This is a genomic window from Pseudomonas sp. SORT22, from assembly GCF_018417635.1.
Classification (GTDB): Bacteria; Pseudomonadota; Gammaproteobacteria; order Pseudomonadales; family Pseudomonadaceae; genus Aquipseudomonas.
In genome coordinates, this window is sequence record NZ_CP071007.1 from 1,988,570 (window position 1) to 2,003,279 (window position 14,710).

Annotated in this window: 17 protein-coding genes; 10 read left to right on the forward strand and 7 right to left on the reverse strand. The window is 60.9% G+C overall.

Going from position 1 to position 14,710, the window contains the following annotated elements:
• Positions 1-7: 7 nt before the first annotated feature.
• On the reverse strand, positions 8-730 hold the full coding sequence (locus JYG36_RS09325) for a glycerophosphodiester phosphodiesterase (protein WP_045194882.1): 723 nt from the start codon (positions 728-730) through the stop codon (positions 8-10).
• Positions 731-758: 28 nt separating this feature from the next.
• Positions 759-1,346: a PilZ domain-containing protein gene (locus JYG36_RS09330; RefSeq protein WP_045194879.1), complete on the reverse strand. Its 588-nt coding sequence runs from the start codon at positions 1,344-1,346 to the stop codon at positions 759-761.
• 94 nt (positions 1,347-1,440) lie between these two features.
• Between JYG36_RS09330 and JYG36_RS09335 the strand changes: the two genes are divergently transcribed.
• From JYG36_RS09335 to JYG36_RS09345, 3 genes are all read left to right on the forward strand, one after another.
• Positions 1,441-2,691 (forward strand): lipoprotein-releasing ABC transporter permease subunit, encoded by a 1,251-nt coding sequence (locus JYG36_RS09335; protein ID WP_213603658.1) that lies wholly within the window; start codon positions 1,441-1,443, stop codon positions 2,689-2,691.
• 7 nt (positions 2,692-2,698) lie between these two features.
• Positions 2,699-3,382: a lipoprotein-releasing ABC transporter ATP-binding protein LolD gene (gene lolD, locus JYG36_RS09340; protein ID WP_176794235.1), complete on the forward strand. Its 684-nt coding sequence runs from the start codon at positions 2,699-2,701 to the stop codon at positions 3,380-3,382.
• A 72-nt stretch (positions 3,383-3,454) separates the two neighbouring features.
• Positions 3,455-4,699: a lipoprotein-releasing ABC transporter permease subunit gene (locus tag JYG36_RS09345; protein WP_093387417.1), complete on the forward strand. Its 1,245-nt coding sequence runs from the start codon at positions 3,455-3,457 to the stop codon at positions 4,697-4,699.
• Between the two features lie 66 nt (positions 4,700-4,765).
• On the opposite strand, the gene JYG36_RS09350 is transcribed toward JYG36_RS09345, so the two are convergent.
• Positions 4,766-6,115, reverse strand: a complete 1,350-nt coding sequence (locus JYG36_RS09350; protein WP_195886031.1) for a heavy metal sensor histidine kinase — start codon at positions 6,113-6,115, stop codon at positions 4,766-4,768.
• Positions 6,112-6,792 carry a heavy metal response regulator transcription factor gene (locus JYG36_RS09355; protein WP_045194874.1) on the reverse strand — a complete coding sequence of 227 codons (681 nt, stop codon included), beginning with the start codon at positions 6,790-6,792 and terminating at the stop codon, positions 6,112-6,114. The genes JYG36_RS09350 and JYG36_RS09355 overlap by 4 nt, the downstream gene beginning before the upstream one ends.
• Before the next feature lie 156 nt (positions 6,793-6,948).
• On the opposite strand from JYG36_RS09355, the gene JYG36_RS09360 reads away from it, so the two are divergent.
• Both JYG36_RS09360 and queF read left to right on the forward strand, forming a co-directional pair.
• Positions 6,949-7,440 (forward strand): cupredoxin domain-containing protein, encoded by a 492-nt coding sequence (locus JYG36_RS09360; protein ID WP_093380782.1) that lies wholly within the window; start codon positions 6,949-6,951, stop codon positions 7,438-7,440.
• Between the two features lie 68 nt (positions 7,441-7,508).
• Positions 7,509-8,339, forward strand: a complete 831-nt coding sequence (gene queF, locus JYG36_RS09365; protein WP_195884678.1) for an NADPH-dependent 7-cyano-7-deazaguanine reductase QueF — start codon at positions 7,509-7,511, stop codon at positions 8,337-8,339.
• Between the two features lie 44 nt (positions 8,340-8,383).
• On the opposite strand, the gene JYG36_RS09370 is transcribed toward queF, so the two are convergent.
• Entirely contained in the window at positions 8,384-8,647 is a 264-nt protein-coding gene (locus tag JYG36_RS09370) for a DUF4404 family protein (RefSeq protein WP_045194866.1), read from the reverse strand.
• A gap of 124 nt (positions 8,648-8,771) precedes the next feature.
• Positions 8,772-9,332: an HAD superfamily inactivated hydrolase PcrP gene (gene pcrP / locus JYG36_RS09375; protein WP_045194865.1), complete on the reverse strand. Its 561-nt coding sequence runs from the start codon at positions 9,330-9,332 to the stop codon at positions 8,772-8,774.
• A 190-nt stretch (positions 9,333-9,522) separates the two neighbouring features.
• On the opposite strand from pcrP, the gene JYG36_RS09380 reads away from it, so the two are divergent.
• Complete coding sequence (locus JYG36_RS09380; RefSeq protein ID WP_045194864.1) at positions 9,523-10,224, forward strand: MlaA family lipoprotein; 702 nt, start codon at positions 9,523-9,525, stop codon at positions 10,222-10,224.
• Positions 10,225-10,277: 53 nt separating this feature from the next.
• Here the strand turns inward: JYG36_RS09380 and JYG36_RS09385 are convergent, their stop codons facing one another.
• On the reverse strand, positions 10,278-10,577 hold the full coding sequence (locus JYG36_RS09385) for a PilZ domain-containing protein (protein WP_045194861.1): 300 nt from the start codon (positions 10,575-10,577) through the stop codon (positions 10,278-10,280).
• Between the two features lie 262 nt (positions 10,578-10,839).
• Between JYG36_RS09385 and rssB the strand changes: the two genes are divergently transcribed.
• The 4 genes from rssB (at position 10,840) to JYG36_RS09405 (ending at position 14,699) form a co-directional block, all read left to right on the forward strand.
• Positions 10,840-12,024 carry a two-component system response regulator RssB gene (gene rssB, locus JYG36_RS09390; RefSeq protein ID WP_045194857.1) on the forward strand — a complete coding sequence of 395 codons (1,185 nt, stop codon included), beginning with the start codon at positions 10,840-10,842 and terminating at the stop codon, positions 12,022-12,024.
• Entirely contained in the window at positions 12,021-12,503 is a 483-nt protein-coding gene (rssC, locus tag JYG36_RS09395) for an anti-sigma factor antagonist RssC (RefSeq protein WP_038994382.1), read from the forward strand. Before rssB ends, rssC begins: the two co-directional genes overlap by 4 nt.
• Positions 12,504-12,701: 198 nt before the next feature.
• The gene (locus tag JYG36_RS09400) at positions 12,702-13,658 is read left to right on the forward strand and encodes a diiron oxygenase (RefSeq protein WP_249744412.1); all 957 of its coding nucleotides are present in this window, start codon (positions 12,702-12,704) and stop codon (positions 13,656-13,658) included.
• A gap of 3 nt (positions 13,659-13,661) precedes the next feature.
• Positions 13,662-14,699, forward strand: a complete 1,038-nt coding sequence (locus tag JYG36_RS09405) for a 2Fe-2S iron-sulfur cluster-binding protein (RefSeq protein ID WP_213603659.1) — start codon at positions 13,662-13,664, stop codon at positions 14,697-14,699.
• Positions 14,700-14,710 lie beyond the last annotated feature (11 nt).

The following is a 14,710-nucleotide window of genomic DNA, read 5'->3' on the forward strand; positions in this document are numbered from 1 at the left end:
ACCGATTTCAGCGATTCTCGAGGGTGGCGCTGGCCAAACCGGGAAAGTCTGTAATCAGGCTGTCTACGCCGAAGTCGGCGAGCCTGCGCATCAGCGCCGGCTCGTTGACTGTCCACACCGACACGTGCAAACCCTGGCGCTGGGCCTTGATCAGGCGCTCGGGGGTGCACAGTGTCCAGTTCAACGCCAGCAAGTTGCAGCCGTAGTTCTGGGCGACCTTCAGCGGGTCGAGCCAGGCGTACTCGGCCACCAGTCCCCTGGAAATATCCGGAGTCAGCTCCAGCGCTGCGCCCAGCACTTCCCGTGAGCTTGAGGTGATGGTGATCTTGTCGAGCAGGCCGAACTGCTGGGCCATTTCGCGGATCGCCAGCACGGTGGTGGCGGCGCGGGTGCGCGAGGCGCTCTTGACCTCAAGCTGCCAGTGCTCGAAATCGCACTTTTCAAACAGCTCCTCAAGTCGCGGGATCGGGCAGGGCGAGACCCAGCCCGGGCCACCCTTGCGCGCGTCGTAGGTGGCAAGGTCGGCGGCGCTGTGTTCAACCACCTTGCCGCGCCGGCCGGTGGTGCGCTTGAGGCTGGGGTCGTGAATCACCATCAGCTGGTTGTCAGCCGACAGGTGCAGGTCGAGCTCGCAGCGGCGCACGCCATGCTTGAGGCACTGCTGGAAGCTGGTGAGGGTGTTTTCGGGGGCTTCGCCCTTGGCGCCGCGGTGGCCGTAAATCGTGGTCACGTCTGTTCCTTCAACAAATAAGTGAAACTCAGGAGGCGCTTGGGTCGTTCTGCTCCAGGGCCTGGCGTCGTTGTTGCGCTTGGCGTTGCAGGATGTAGCGGGCCAGCAGCTGGCGCTGGGCGTCGGTGGTGTCGACGAACTCGGTGCCGATCTCGTACTGGCCGTCGGCCTGGCGGTCGCAATGGGTGACCTTGGCGCGCAGCAGCAGGCCCAGGGCCTGGGGCATCAGCACCATCTTCACGGCCACGCGTTCGCCGGCCGCCAGCGGCTCGGCGCGGTTGAACTCGATGCCGCCCTCGGACAGCACTACCGCCTGCGGCGCGCTCAATTGCCCGAGCAGGGTCTGCGCAACCACGGCACTGAGCAGGTCGATGCGTTTGTTCTGGGCCTTGAGAAAGGCCGCCAGGGTGCGGTCCTTGTCACTGAGCTGGCGCAGCAGGTGCTGGGACTCGAACTCGCTCAGGTGCAGTTCACTGAGCAGGTTGAACAGCGGTGAAGTATCTTGCAACAAGTCTGTGCCAAGCGCTTCGGCGGCGCTCAACGGGCTAATTTCCAGTGCGATCCGATCCTCGATACGGTAGTATTCGCGGCGATCTTCTTCATCTAATGTCGACATGGCGAACCCATGGTAGCGGCGGTGGTCTGAGTGTAAAGCTGCTAATCAAGCCCCGCCACAAGGACGTTCCTCTTTCATCCGAACAAGCCCCGACATGTTCAGACCTCTCTTCGTATTCATCGGCACGCGTTATACCCGTGCCAAGCGTCGCAACCACTTCGTCTCGTTCATTTCCCTGACCTCGATGATCGGCCTCGCCCTGGGCGTTGTCGTGATGATCGTGGTGTTGTCGGTCATGAATGGCTTCGATCACGAGATGCGCACCCGGGTGTTGGGCATGGTGCCCCACGCCACACTGGAAACCGGCCAGCCGATCAACGACTGGCCCGCCCTTGCCAGTCAAGTAAAGCAGAACCCGCAGGTTCTGGCGGTGGCGCCCTTCACCCAGATGCAGGGCCTGCTGACCCATGACGGCAAGGTGCAGAAGGTGCTGCTCAACGGCATCGACCCGGCCCAGGAGCGCAAGGTCTCGATCATCGACGACTTTATCCGCGAGGGTAAGCTCGATGACCTGGCCCCTGGCGGCTTCGGCATCATGATCGGCGACAAGGCGGCGGCCAAGCTGGGCGTCGGTATCGGTGACAAACTGACCTTCGTCGCCCCCGAGGTCACCGTCACTCCGGCCGGCATGTTCCCACGCATGAAGCGCTTTACCGTGGTCGGCATCTTCCATGTCGGCGCCGGTGAAATCGACGGCTACCTGGGCCTGACCAACCTGTCGGACCTGTCGCGCCTGCACCGCTGGAAAGCCGACCAGGTGCAGGGCCTGCGCCTGAAGTTCGACGACCTGTTCCAGGCCCCCCGGGTTGCCTGGGACATCGCCCAGAAGCTGGGCGAGCAGGAGTTCTACGCCCGCGACTGGACCCGTAGCCACGGCAACCTGTACCAGGCGATCCGCATGGAAAAAGCCATGATCGGCCTGCTGTTGCTGCTGATTGTCGCGGTGGCCGCGTTCAACATCATTTCCACCCTGGTGATGGTGGTCAACGACAAGAAGGGCGACATCGCCATCTTGCGCACCCTGGGCTCGACGCCGGGGCAGATCATGGCCATCTTCATGGTCCAGGGCACGGTGATCGGCGTGGTCGGCACCCTGATCGGCGCGCTGGTGGGCATTTTCGCCGCGCTCAATGTCAGCGCCGCGATTGCCGGCATCGAGACCCTGATCGGGCACAAGTTCCTCAATGCCGACGTCTACTTCATCGACTACCTGCCATCGCAGGTCATGGCCGAGGACGTGTGGATGGTCTGCGGTGCGGCATTGGTCCTGAGTTTCCTCGCCACCCTGTATCCGGCCTGGCGTGCGGCACGCACCCAGCCTGCGGAGGCGCTACGTTATGAGTGAGTTGGGCATGAGTGATAAAGCAGTGCTGAGTTGCCGCAACCTGGGCAAGTCCTACGAGGAAGGCCCGGAGAAAGTCCAGGTATTGTCCGGCCTGCAGCTGGAGCTGCACCCGGGCGAGCGGGTGGCGATCGTCGGTAGCTCCGGTTCAGGCAAGAGTACTTTGCTCAACCTGCTCGGCGGCCTCGATACCCCGACCGAAGGCAGCGTCTGGCTGGCCGGCGAAGAGCTCTCGGCATTGGGCGAACGCGCCCGTGGCCTGCTGCGCAACCGCGCCCTGGGCTTCGTCTACCAGTTCCACCACCTGCTGCCGGAGTTCACGGCGCTGGAGAACGTGTGCATGCCGCTGCTGATCGGTCGCACCGCCATCCCCGAAGCCCGCGAGCGCGCCGAAGCGCTGCTCAAGCGCGTCGGCCTGGGCCATCGCCTGAGCCACAAGCCGGCCGAGCTGTCCGGTGGCGAACGCCAGCGCGTGGCCATCGCCCGGGCGCTGGTCAACCGTCCGGGGCTGGTGATGCTCGACGAGCCTACCGGCAACCTCGACCATCACACCGCCCAGGGTATCCAGGACTTGATGCAGGAGCTCAGCAGCTCTTCGCAGACGGCCTTCCTGGTGGTGACCCACGATCTTAACCTGGCGCGCCAGATGGACCGCGTACTGCGCCTGGAAGACGGGCACCTGGTACCGATCTGATTGCCCGCGCAACGTGCCCGCCGCTGTCAGGCGGGCACCTGGTTCCTTTTCTTTACCCGGGTGCTTTCGTTCATGTTCAGACCCTTGTCTATTTTCATCGGCGCGCGCTACACCCGCGCCAAGCGCCGCAACCATTTCATCTCGTTCATTTCCATGACCTCGATGATCGGCCTGTCCCTGGGCGTGCTGGCGATGATCGTGGTGCTGTCGGTGATGAACGGCTTCCAGCGCGAAATGAGCTCGCGCATCCTCGGCATGGTGCCGCACGCCAGCGTGCTCGGTGCCCAGCCGCTGGACGACTGGCGGCCGGTGGCGGCGCAAGCCTTGAAAAACCCTGAAGTGATCGCCGCCGCGCCACTGACCGAGATGGAAGGCATGCTCTCTTACAAGGGCTCGATGCAGCCGATCCAGGTCAGCGGCATCGACCCGGCCGAGGAGGGCAAGGTCTCGATCGTTGCCCAGCATATCGTCCAGGGCAGCCTTGAAGACCTCAAACCGGGTGAGTTCGGCGTGGTCATCGGTGAAATCACCGCGCGCCGCTTTCGCCTCAATGTCGGCGACAAGCTGACCCTGATCGTGCCCGAAGTCAGCAGCGCGCCGGGTGGCATCACCCCGCGCATGCAGCGCCTGAACGTGGTCGGGGTATTCAAGGTTGGCGCCGAGCTCGACGGCTCGCTGGGCCTGATGCACATGGCCGACGCCGCGCAGATGCAGCGCTGGGCGCCGAACCAGGTGCAGGGCGTGCGCCTCAAGGTCAAGGACCTGTACGCGGCGCCGCAGGTGTCCAAGGCGATTACCACAAGCCTTGGCGAGCAATACCGCGCCGATGACTGGACCCACACCCAGGGCAGCCTGTTCAGTGCCATGAAGATGGAAAAGACCATGATCGGCCTGTTGCTGCTGCTGATCATCGCCGTGGCGGCGTTCAACATCATTGCCACGCTGATCATGGTGGTCAACGACAAGGGCGCCGACATCGCCATCCTGCGCACCATCGGCGCAACGCCGGCGCAGATCATGGGCACCTTCATGGTCCAGGGCAGCCTGATCGGTATCGTCGGTACCTTGATCGGCGGTGTGCTGGGGGTGATTGCCGCGCTCAACGTCAGCCAGATCGTCGGCTGGCTGGAGCGGGTCAGCGGCCAGCACATCTTCACCTCGGACGTGTACTTCATCAGTACCTTGCCGTCGGAACTGCAATGGGGCGACGTGGCGCTGATCTGTAGCGCCGGCCTGATCATGAGCTTCCTGGCCACCCTGTACCCGGCCTGGCGGGCTTCGCAGGTAGAGCCGGCGTACGCCTTGCGTTACGAGTGATGGCTGATCGCGGGGCAAGCCCGCTCCTACACCGGCTGTAGGAGCGGGCTCGCCCCGCGATGGTATTCACACCGTCGGCAAGTCGATCACGAACCGCGTCCAGCCCTCAGCCGACTCCCCGCGAATACGCCCGCCGTGCGCCTGTACGATCGAGCGGGTAATCGCCAGTCCCAACCCTGCATGCTCACTGCTGCCTTCGCGCCGTGCCGGGTCTGCCCGGTAGAAACGATCAAACAACTTCGGCAGCAACGCCGGGTCAATCGGCTCACCGCGGTTGGCCACCTGCAGCCTTACTCCGTCTTGGTGTCGCTCGATGGTCACACGTATCTCGCCGCCGGCCGGGGTAAAGCGCAGGGCGTTGTCGAGCAAATTGGACAGCGCCCGGCGCAGCATATGCCGGTCGCCGGCAAGCGGCGCCTGGCCCTCACGGCTCAGGCTTACCTCGGCATCTTCAGCCAGCGGTGCGTAGTATTCGAGCAAGGCATCGGCCTCGTCTTCAAGTGCCAGTTGCTGGCGGCTGGGCATCAGCAAACCGTGGTCAGCCTTGGCCAGGTAGAGCATGTCGTTGACCAGTTGCGCCATCCATTGCAGCTCTTCGAGGTTGCTGTGCAGCGCCTCGCGGTATTCATCCAGGCTGCGCGGCCGGGTCAGGGTTACCTGGGTGTGGGTCAGCAGGTTGGACAGCGGCGTGCGCAGCTCGTGGGCAATGTCGGCAGAGAACGCCGAGAGGCGCTGAAAGGCATCGTCCAGGCGTTCGAGCATGGCGTTGACGGTCTGCGCCAGTTCTGCCAGCTCCACCGGCATTTGCCCTTCGGGCAGCCGCGTGGTCAACGAGCGTGCCGATACCCCGGAGGCCACCTCGCCCATCTGCCGCAGTGGCCGCAGCCCGCTGCGCGCGGCCCAGGCGCCGAGCAGCGCGGTCGCCAGCGCCGAAAGGCCGACAGTCAGCCAGATCAGCTGCTGCATGCGCTGGAGGAAATGCTGATGGTGGGTGATGTCGAGAAACAGCGTCAGCTGCGCGTCGCCACCGTTGAGGTTGACACACAGGCTGCGAAAGTCGACGCCGCTGCTGTGCAGGGTGCTCAGGCCGAGCACTTGCGGCGACTCGGGCAGGCCGGCCTGGCTGTCGAACCAGATGCGCCCGTCCCGGCCGCGAATGCGCACGGCAAGGTCGGCCTGGTGGCTGAGTTCGGTTTGCAGGGCAGGCAGGCGCGGGGCGAGGCTGGCCGGGTCGTCCACGCCTTCGAGCATCTGGCGCAGCAGTGACAGGCGGCTGTTGAGCAGTTGCTGGTCGAGCTCGATGAAGTGGGTGGCGCTGGCGCGGCTAAAAAGGATACCGGCAGTCAGCGACACCACTGCCGTGCAGGCGGCAAACAGCAGTGCCAGGCGACTACCGAGGGACAGGCGGCGCATCAGGCGCTGCGCTCTTCAAGCACATAACCCATGCCGCGCACGGTATGGATCAGCTTGTTGTCGTGGGCATCGTCGATCTTCAGGCGCAGGCGGCGGATCGCCACTTCAATGACGTTGGTGTCGCTGTCAAAGTTCATGTCCCACACCTGCGAGGCGATCAGCGACTTGGGTAGCACTTCGCCCTGGCGGCGCAGCAGCAGTTCGAGCAGGGCGAACTCCTTGGCGGTCAAGTCGATGCGCTGGCCTGTGCGTTCGACCCGGCGGCGGATCAGGTCAAGGCGCAGGTCGGCCAGGCCCAGGCTGGTTTCCTGTGCCGGGCTGCTGCCGCGGCGCAGCAGGCTGCGCACCCGTGCCAGCAGTTCAGAGAAGGCGAACGGCTTGACCAGGTAATCGTCGGCGCCCAGTTCCAGGCCGTGCACGCGGTCTTCGACGGCGTCGCGGGCGGTGAGGAACAGCACCGGGATTTCCAGGCCGGCGGCGCGCACCGCCTGAAGGATCTGCCAGCCATCGCGGCCCGGCAGCATGACGTCGAGGATCAGCAAGTCATAGTCGCCGGTCAGGGCCAGGTGCTGGCCGGTATTGCCGTCGCTGGCAAGCTCGGTGGCAAAGCCCGCTTCACTGAGGCCCTGGCACAAGTACTGGCCGGTCTTGGTCTGGTCTTCGACGATCAACAATTTCATCGGCTGGCTCTTTTACGTGGATTGCCGCAGGGTTATACCGCGGCGGGCGTGGCGGGTGGCCAAGCTGACAAAGTTGTAATGTTTTTGTCAGGTGACTGCCAGCGGCGATTTTCTACAGTGAAGCCTGAACCGTCGCAACCCTGGAGTGGGCTTGAAATGAAACACCTTTTTATCATTGGCGCACTGGCGCTGTTCAGCCTTCCAGCCTTGGCGTCGCCCGCGCATTCCTACACCTTCGGCCAGCCTGCGCCTGCGAGCAAGGCCACCCGCAGCGTCGAGGTGGTGATGGGCGACATGTATTACGCGCCGCGCAGCCTTGAGGTCAAGGCCGGGGAGACCGTGCGCTTCGTGCTAATCAACAAGGGCGCGGTAGTCCATGAGTTCAGCCTCGGCGATGCTGTGATGCACGCCAGGCACCAGAAAGAAATGCTCGCCATGCAGGGCCAGATGGACCATTCGGCCATGGGCCACGGCAACATGAATCACGCCAGCATGCAGCACGACGATCCGAACACGGTGATGGTCGAACCTGGCAAAAGCGCTGAACTGACCTGGACCTTTAGCCAGTCGGCGCCAATCGAGTTCGCCTGCAACGTGCCCGGTCATTATCAAGCAGGCATGGTCGGCAAGCTGACCATCGGCCAATAACAGCCGATTGCCCAAAGCATGGCCTAAAACCGATAAACTAGGCGCATTTGCTCCTACAGGTTTTAGCCATGCATCCTGCCGCCGAACATTCTCCGCTGGGTAAATCCAGCGAATACGTCTCCACCTACACACCCTCGCTGCTGTTCCCGATCCCGCGGGCGGCAAAATGGGCCGAGCTGGGCGTCAGCGCCCAGACCCTGCCATGGCAGGGCGTCGACTTCTGGAACTGCTTCGAGCTGTCCTGGCTGCTGCCATCGGGTAAGCCGGTGGTAGCAATCGGTGAGTTCGCCATCCCGGCCGACTCGCCGAACATCATCGAGTCGAAGTCGTTCAAGCTGTACCTCAACTCGCTGAACCAGACCGTGTTCGAATCGCCCGCTGCCCTGCAGGCATGCCTGGTCAAGGACCTCTCGGCTGCCGCCGGCAAGCCGGTGGGCGTGCAGGTCCGCAGCCTGGCCGAGGTCGAAGGGCAGGGCGTGGTCGGCTTGCCGGGCGTGTGCATCGATGAGCTGGATGTCAGCATCAGCAACTACGAGCAACCGCAGCCGGAGTTGCTGCGTTGCGACAGCGCCAACATTGTTGAAGAAACCCTGCACAGCCATTTGCTCAAGTCCAACTGCCCGGTCACCGGCCAGCCGGACTGGGGTAGCGTCACCGTGCACTACCGTGGCGCGGCGCTGGATCACGCCAGCCTGCTGACCTACCTGATCAGCTTCCGCCAGCATGCCGACTTTCATGAGCAGTGCGTCGAGCGCATCTACCTTGACCTCAAGCGCCTGCTCAACCCCGAGCACCTGACGGTTTATGCCCGTTACGTGCGCCGCGGCGGCCTGGACATCAACCCGTACCGCAGTACTTCCCAGGTGACCCTTCAGAACCTGCGACTGGTTCGCCAGTAACGAAAAGCCCCGTTCGATGACGGGGCTTTTTTATTCCGGCGGGCTTAGATGCCCATGCTTTGCAGGCTCTGAACGATATTGCGCAAGGTGGCGGTCAGGCCCGGGTGCTCGACTTCAAAGCGCTCCACGGCGAGGTTGACGCCATCGACCAGGTTGTTGTCCTTGGTCGCGGCTTCCAGCTTGATCTCGGCCTCGATCTTCTCCATCAGCTCATGCAGGTGTTGGCGCTCTTCTTCTGAAAGCGGCGGGTTCTGCTCCAGTTGCTCGCGCAGCTCAGTGAGTTGCTTTTGCAGTTCTTGGGCAGGCATGGGTGTTCTCCCTCTATGAATAGGCACAGTCATGGACCCCGTTAGCGGGTGAAAGGTCCATGCCCTGTCTACTAGAGTAATCCACCGGCCAGCGCTTTGCATGACCCTGATCAAAGGTGCTGTTTCAGGGTTTTTCACCTTTGCGCCGGCGCTGGCCGATGTCTGCCAGGCAGTCGGCCAGGGCTTCGAGGTGGTCGATCACCGAGTGCACGCCCAGGGCAAACAACTGCAAGGTGGCCTGGCCACGCTGGCGTTCCTGCTCCTTGGGGCCAAGGGCTTGCCACTGGCTGCTGGGCCCGCAGGCGGCCAGGCCGATGGTCCACAACCCGGCGTTGAGGCCCGACTGCAGCAAGCGTGGTTCGCCACTGACCAGCACGCAACCGTCGAGTTTGCCCGCCCTGAGGCTCATCAGTGCCTGCCAGCAGGCATCCGGTGCCGGCCAGGGGGTCTTGCAGGCCGGGAAGGCATTGAGCCAGGCCGGCAAGGGGCTGGCCATTTGTTTGCCGTCTGCAGCCGGCAGCTCATCGAGCCAGGCACAGGGAACCTTTTGCTGATACAGCCAGTCAAGGGTGGGCAGCGCGCCCGGAGTGGGGCAGGGTGCCTGGGCATCAGAGCCCGGGTTCACTTCGACAAGGCAGCCGCGCAAGCCGAACAGCAGGGCAGTAATGGCGGGGGAGTCTGGCATGGCAACGTCCCTGAAATACTTTGCAGGCTACGCTTGGGTTGTTACTTTTTGGTGACGCTGCCGATACACAGTTGTTCACATTTTTGCGACGTTGTTTATGCCAAGCTGCTTAACGGCAGCAGAGCCTTTATACTTGCTTCATTTTTTGGCGTAGGACGCGCGGCGTCTGCCTAGTTCGAGGAGTAACACTATGCGTAGGATCGGCCTGATCGATCGGATGACCCGGGCTTGTGTCTGTGCCGGCCTACTGTTGGCGCCTGTCGTCGCGGCCCAGGCGGCCACTGAAGAAGATCCCTGGGAAAGCATCAACCGGCCGATCTTCCGCTTCAACGACACGCTCGACACCTACGCGCTCAAGCCGCTGGCACAGGGGTACCAGGCGGTCACTCCGCAGTTCCTCGAAGACGGCATCCACAACATGTTCCGCAACCTGGGCGACGTCACCAACCTGGCCAACAACGTGCTGCAGCTCAAGCCGCACGCCGCCGGGGTTGATACTGCGCGGCTGATCGTCAACACCACCTTCGGTATTGGCGGGTTCTTCGATGTCGGCACCAAGATGGGCCTGCAGCGCAATGACGAAGACTTTGGCCAGACCCTCGGCTATTGGGGCGTGAGCAGCGGCCCGTACGTAATGCTGCCGTTGCTCGGCCCGAGCACCGTGCGCGATGCCATCGGCAAGTACCCGGACACCTACACCGAACCCTACCGCTACATCGACCACGTGCCGACCCGCAACACCGCCGCCGCCGTCGATGTGGTCGACACCCGCGCGAGCCTGCTGTCGGCTGAAAAGCTGATCAATGGCGACAAATACATCTTCATTCGCAATGCATACCTGCAAAATCGCGAATTCAAGGTCAAGGATGGCGCCGTCGTCGACGACTTCTGATCCGAGCGGGTAAACAAAAGGCGACCTTCAGGTCGCCTTTTTTGTGTCTGCAATTATTTCATGCTGAGGATGCGCAGCCCGAGTTTCTGCTTGCCGTCTTGCTGGTCGGCAATCCACACCACCTCTGTGCTCGCTTCCAGGCCCTTGAGTGCCGGATGGTCGGAGTCGATACGCACCTCGAGTTGATCGCCAACCGTGAACGGCTGCGGCGCCTGGACCTGCATGCCACTGCTGGAGAGGTCGAGGCAGACGGCGGCGATGACCTGCCCCTGGTGGATCAGGCTGATATCTGCTTCCACCCGCATGCGAATGAAATCGCGCTTCTCGCTGTAGTCCATGGGCCCTGAGCTCATCTCGGCATCCTTTCATTGCGTTGCGGTTGGAGGGGTTTTTATAACTCCCGGTGCTTTCGGCTGTAAAGAGCATCGGCGACCATCGGTGTGCCCTTGAAACGCCCGGCGGATGGGAGTACCGTCTGCGCCTTACAAGGCACCTCTGCTATTTGCCGGACAGGTTTTGATGTCCTACAACTCATAGAAGAGTAGCTCGAAGTGAATCCAGTACGTGGGCCGATGCTCACCTACGCCCAACCTATTCCTGGCGCCGTTTGCCCACATGCAGAAAACCAGTGCAACGCTGCTGATAATCGATGACGACGACGTCGTACGTGCGAGTCTTGCCGCCTACCTGGAAGACAGCGGTTTCAGCGTCCTGCAGGCAGCCAATGGCCAGCAGGGCCTGCAGGTCTTCGAACAGGAACATCCTGATCTGGTGATCTGCGATCTGCGCATGCCGCAAATGGGCGGCCTGGAGCTGATTCGCCAGGTAACCGAGCGCGCGCCGGAACTGCCGGTGATCGTGGTATCGGGCGCCGGGGTGATGAACGACGCCGTCGAGGCCCTGCGCCTGGGCGCGGCCGACTACCTGATCAAGCCCCTCGAAGACCTCGCGGTGCTCGAGCATTCGGTACGCCGGGCCCTGGACCGCGCGCGTCTGGTGCTGGAAAACCAGCGCTACCGGGAAAAGCTCGAAACCGCCAACCGCGAGCTTGAGGCCAGCCTGCACCTGCTGCAGGAAGACCAGACCGCCGGGCGTCAGGTGCAGATGAACATGCTGCCGGAAAGCCCCTGGGTGGCCGACGACCTGTCGTTCGAGCACCAGATTATTCCGTCGCTGTACCTGTCGGGCGACTTTGCCGACTATTTCCGTGTCGATGACCGGCGAATTGCCTTTTACCTGGCAGACGTTTCCGGGCATGGCGCGTCTTCGGCCTTCGTCACCGTGCTGCTGAAGTTCATGACCACGCGCCTGCTGTTCGAATTCAAGCGCGGCGGCAACTTGCGTGACTTCAAACCGTCGGAAGTACTCGGACACATCAACCGCGGCCTGATCAACTGCAAGCTGGGCAAGCATGTGACCATGGTCGGCGGCGTGATCGACGAAGACACCGGTATCATGACCTACAGCATCGGTGGTCACCTGCCGTTGCCAGTGCTGTACACCCCGGGCCAGAGCCGTTATCTGGAGGGCCGCGGATTGCCGGTCGGCTTGTTCGAGGAGGCCACCTACCAGGACCACGTCCTGGAGTTGCCGCCGCAGTTCAGCCTGACCCTGCTGTCTGATGGCATTCTGGACCTTTTGCCCGGTGACACACTCAAAGATAAAGAGGCGGCCCTGCCTGAAATCATCAAGGCCGCAGGCGGTAGTCTGGATGGGCTGCGCCAACGATTCGGATTAGCTACGCTTGGGGAGATGCCGGATGATATCGCCCTATTGGTGTTGAGCAGGAACCTTCAATGAGTACGGGTAGAATCCAGTTCGCCGAGCAGAATGGCACCTTCGTGCTGAAGTTTGTCGGTGAAGTGCGCCTGACCTTGTGTTCGGCGCTGGATGCGACGATTGAAAAGATCTTCACGGCGCTGAATTTCTCGGCGATCGTCATCGATCTGACAGAAACCCACAGCATCGACAGCACCACCTTGGGCTTGCTGGCCAAGCTCTCGATCCTGTCGCGGCAAAAGGTCGGGTTGTTGCCGACGGTGGTCACCACCCACGCCGACATCACCCGCCTCTTGCAGTCGATGGGTTTCGACCAGGTGTTCAACATCGTTGACCGGCCGATCCCGTGCCCGGAATGCCTGACCGACCTGCCGTCGCAGGATCAGAACGAAGACGTGGTGCGCTCCAAGGTGCTTGAGGCGCACAAGATCCTCATGGGCCTGAACGATTCCAACCGCGAAGCCTTCCACGACCTGGTCAACGCCCTCGAGCGCACCTGATAAAGCCCGCTGTACCCGTTTTATCAGGTGTGTATTTACTACTGAGCAGCTTGATTTTTCATACATAATTATATCTTCATACTAGAGGAGGTTCTTCCTCCTGTGCGTGTTTCTAGATAAATCTTACATATTTTCAAGTGCCGGTTATCTCCGTGGCAGTTATGCTTTTTGATAAATAACTCACGTGGAGATTTACCTATGGCAGGTGATAATGCTGTGCAGCTTGAAGAGGGCTCGGTTGGGCAGATGTTGTCCAAGCTTTCAGTGTTATGGAAAAGCCGGGCGGCAGTGAATGCCGGCATGCGCGACTATTCGTTGCTGGATTTCAACCCGGCTAAAAATGATTTCAGTGAAGAGCTTCTGCCATTCAAACATCACCCTGCCTGGCAGGTGGCAAGTGATGAGATGAAGTCAAAGTGCCTGTCGTATGCCTGGATTATTTATAACCTCAAAACCATCTATATCGAGAGTAACGTGGTAACGCCAGCCTGCGAGGATGTTATCAAATCACCTCCCGTTGGCTCACGCAATCGCCCGGCCTTGCAGTCGGTTATGGTTGAATCCTTGCTCGATGAGGCGCTACATACAAAAATGTCGGTGGATGCCTGCAATTATATCTACGCCATGCGTGGCATTGAGTATCTTGACTTTACTGATTTCAATCTCGTGACATGGCGAAACTCTTTGCTTGCTGGCTGTAATGCCGAGTGGGAAAGACGTCTCACCCGTTTTGGAATCGCCTGTGCCAGCGAAACGCTGATCACTGACTACTTGAAAGTCATGGCGGAGGACACGCACATTCAAAGTATTTGTCATGAGGTGACGAGTACCCATGCGCGTGATGAGTGGAGTCACTCAAGTGTCTTTAGTTTTGCTGCTATCGATATTCTCAGGGATCTTTCAGAACGCGAGAGGAAATATTTTAAATCGGTGGTGTTGAAGACGGTTGAAATGTTCGCGAACAACGAATTGGGGGCTTGGCAAGCCGCTTTCTCGCTAATCAAGTTCCCCGACGCTGATGCCATCATTCACGACACGGGAAGTCGTAACGAGGTCGGTATCTACATGGACTCGGTAGAGAGGCTCATTGAGCGTGTTGGGCTGAATGCACCTGCGGTGGTGCGTAGTCAGGCATTCAATACATCGATGGGGTGACCCGTGAGCGAATCATTGCAATTGAGTTGTGTGTCGGTGGTCGATAAAACACCGCTAGTCAAAGTGTTCCGCTTCAGAGTAGTCGGTACGGTAGCGGATTGGTGTGCATTCAAGGCCGGTCGCTATGTGTCACTGGGTTTTCCAGACATTGAAGGGCTGTTGCAGCATCGTTGCTATTCCATTGTCCGCATCGTGGCGCCGAACATGTTTGAGGTCGCCATTCAGAAAAGTGGTCGACATCAGGTTGCAGACGCTCTGTTTCACAGGTTGTCGATTGGTGACCTGGTCAGTTGCAAGCCACCTGCTGGCAGCATTACGGTGGACCGGTTGGCGTCGTGCAAGCAGATACTGATGCTTGCAGGGGGTATTGGAGTAACCCTGCCTATGGCGCTGATTGAAGAGCTCAGTGCGCTGCACAAGCTTCGGGGAAGCGGTCCTGTGGTTCGACTGGTGCTGTGTTCCCCTCGAAGAGAAGAGACGCCTTTTCTTCAAGAGTTGTTGACCTTGCAAGCCAGTGCACAATGGTTTTCGCTCGATCTGTGCTTGACGCGCGAGCCTCAAAAAAATGACGGCGGCAGCTTCCACGCAGGACGTCCCACGACTGCGTTGTTTGATTCCCTGCCGTTGCCCGATGCGGTGGTCATCTGCGGTAGCCAGGACTTTGCCCGCTCAATGCAGCAGCGGGTCGAGATGTACCCTGCAAGCGAGGTCATGATCGAAGCTTTTTCCTCGCCCGTTGCTCGCGCGCTCGGCGCTGAAGAAACATCATCAGCGACGAACTGTTTGCAGGTGGAGGGTCTATCCGAGGTAATAGCTTTGCGCCCCGGTACGAGTCTTCTTGAGCACCTGCTCGAAGCTGATATTGCGCTAGCCCACGAATGCCGTGCCGGCATCTGTGGCAGTTGCCGTATCAAGCTGCTGCGCGGCGGTTGTACAAGTGAGATGGATTTCGCCCTAGGCGTGCATGAGAGGAAAGCAGGTTATGTGCTTGCCTGCTGCACCTTTCCGGCAGGTGAGTCAATGACCGTCGCATTGCCGTGAACGTTGTACCG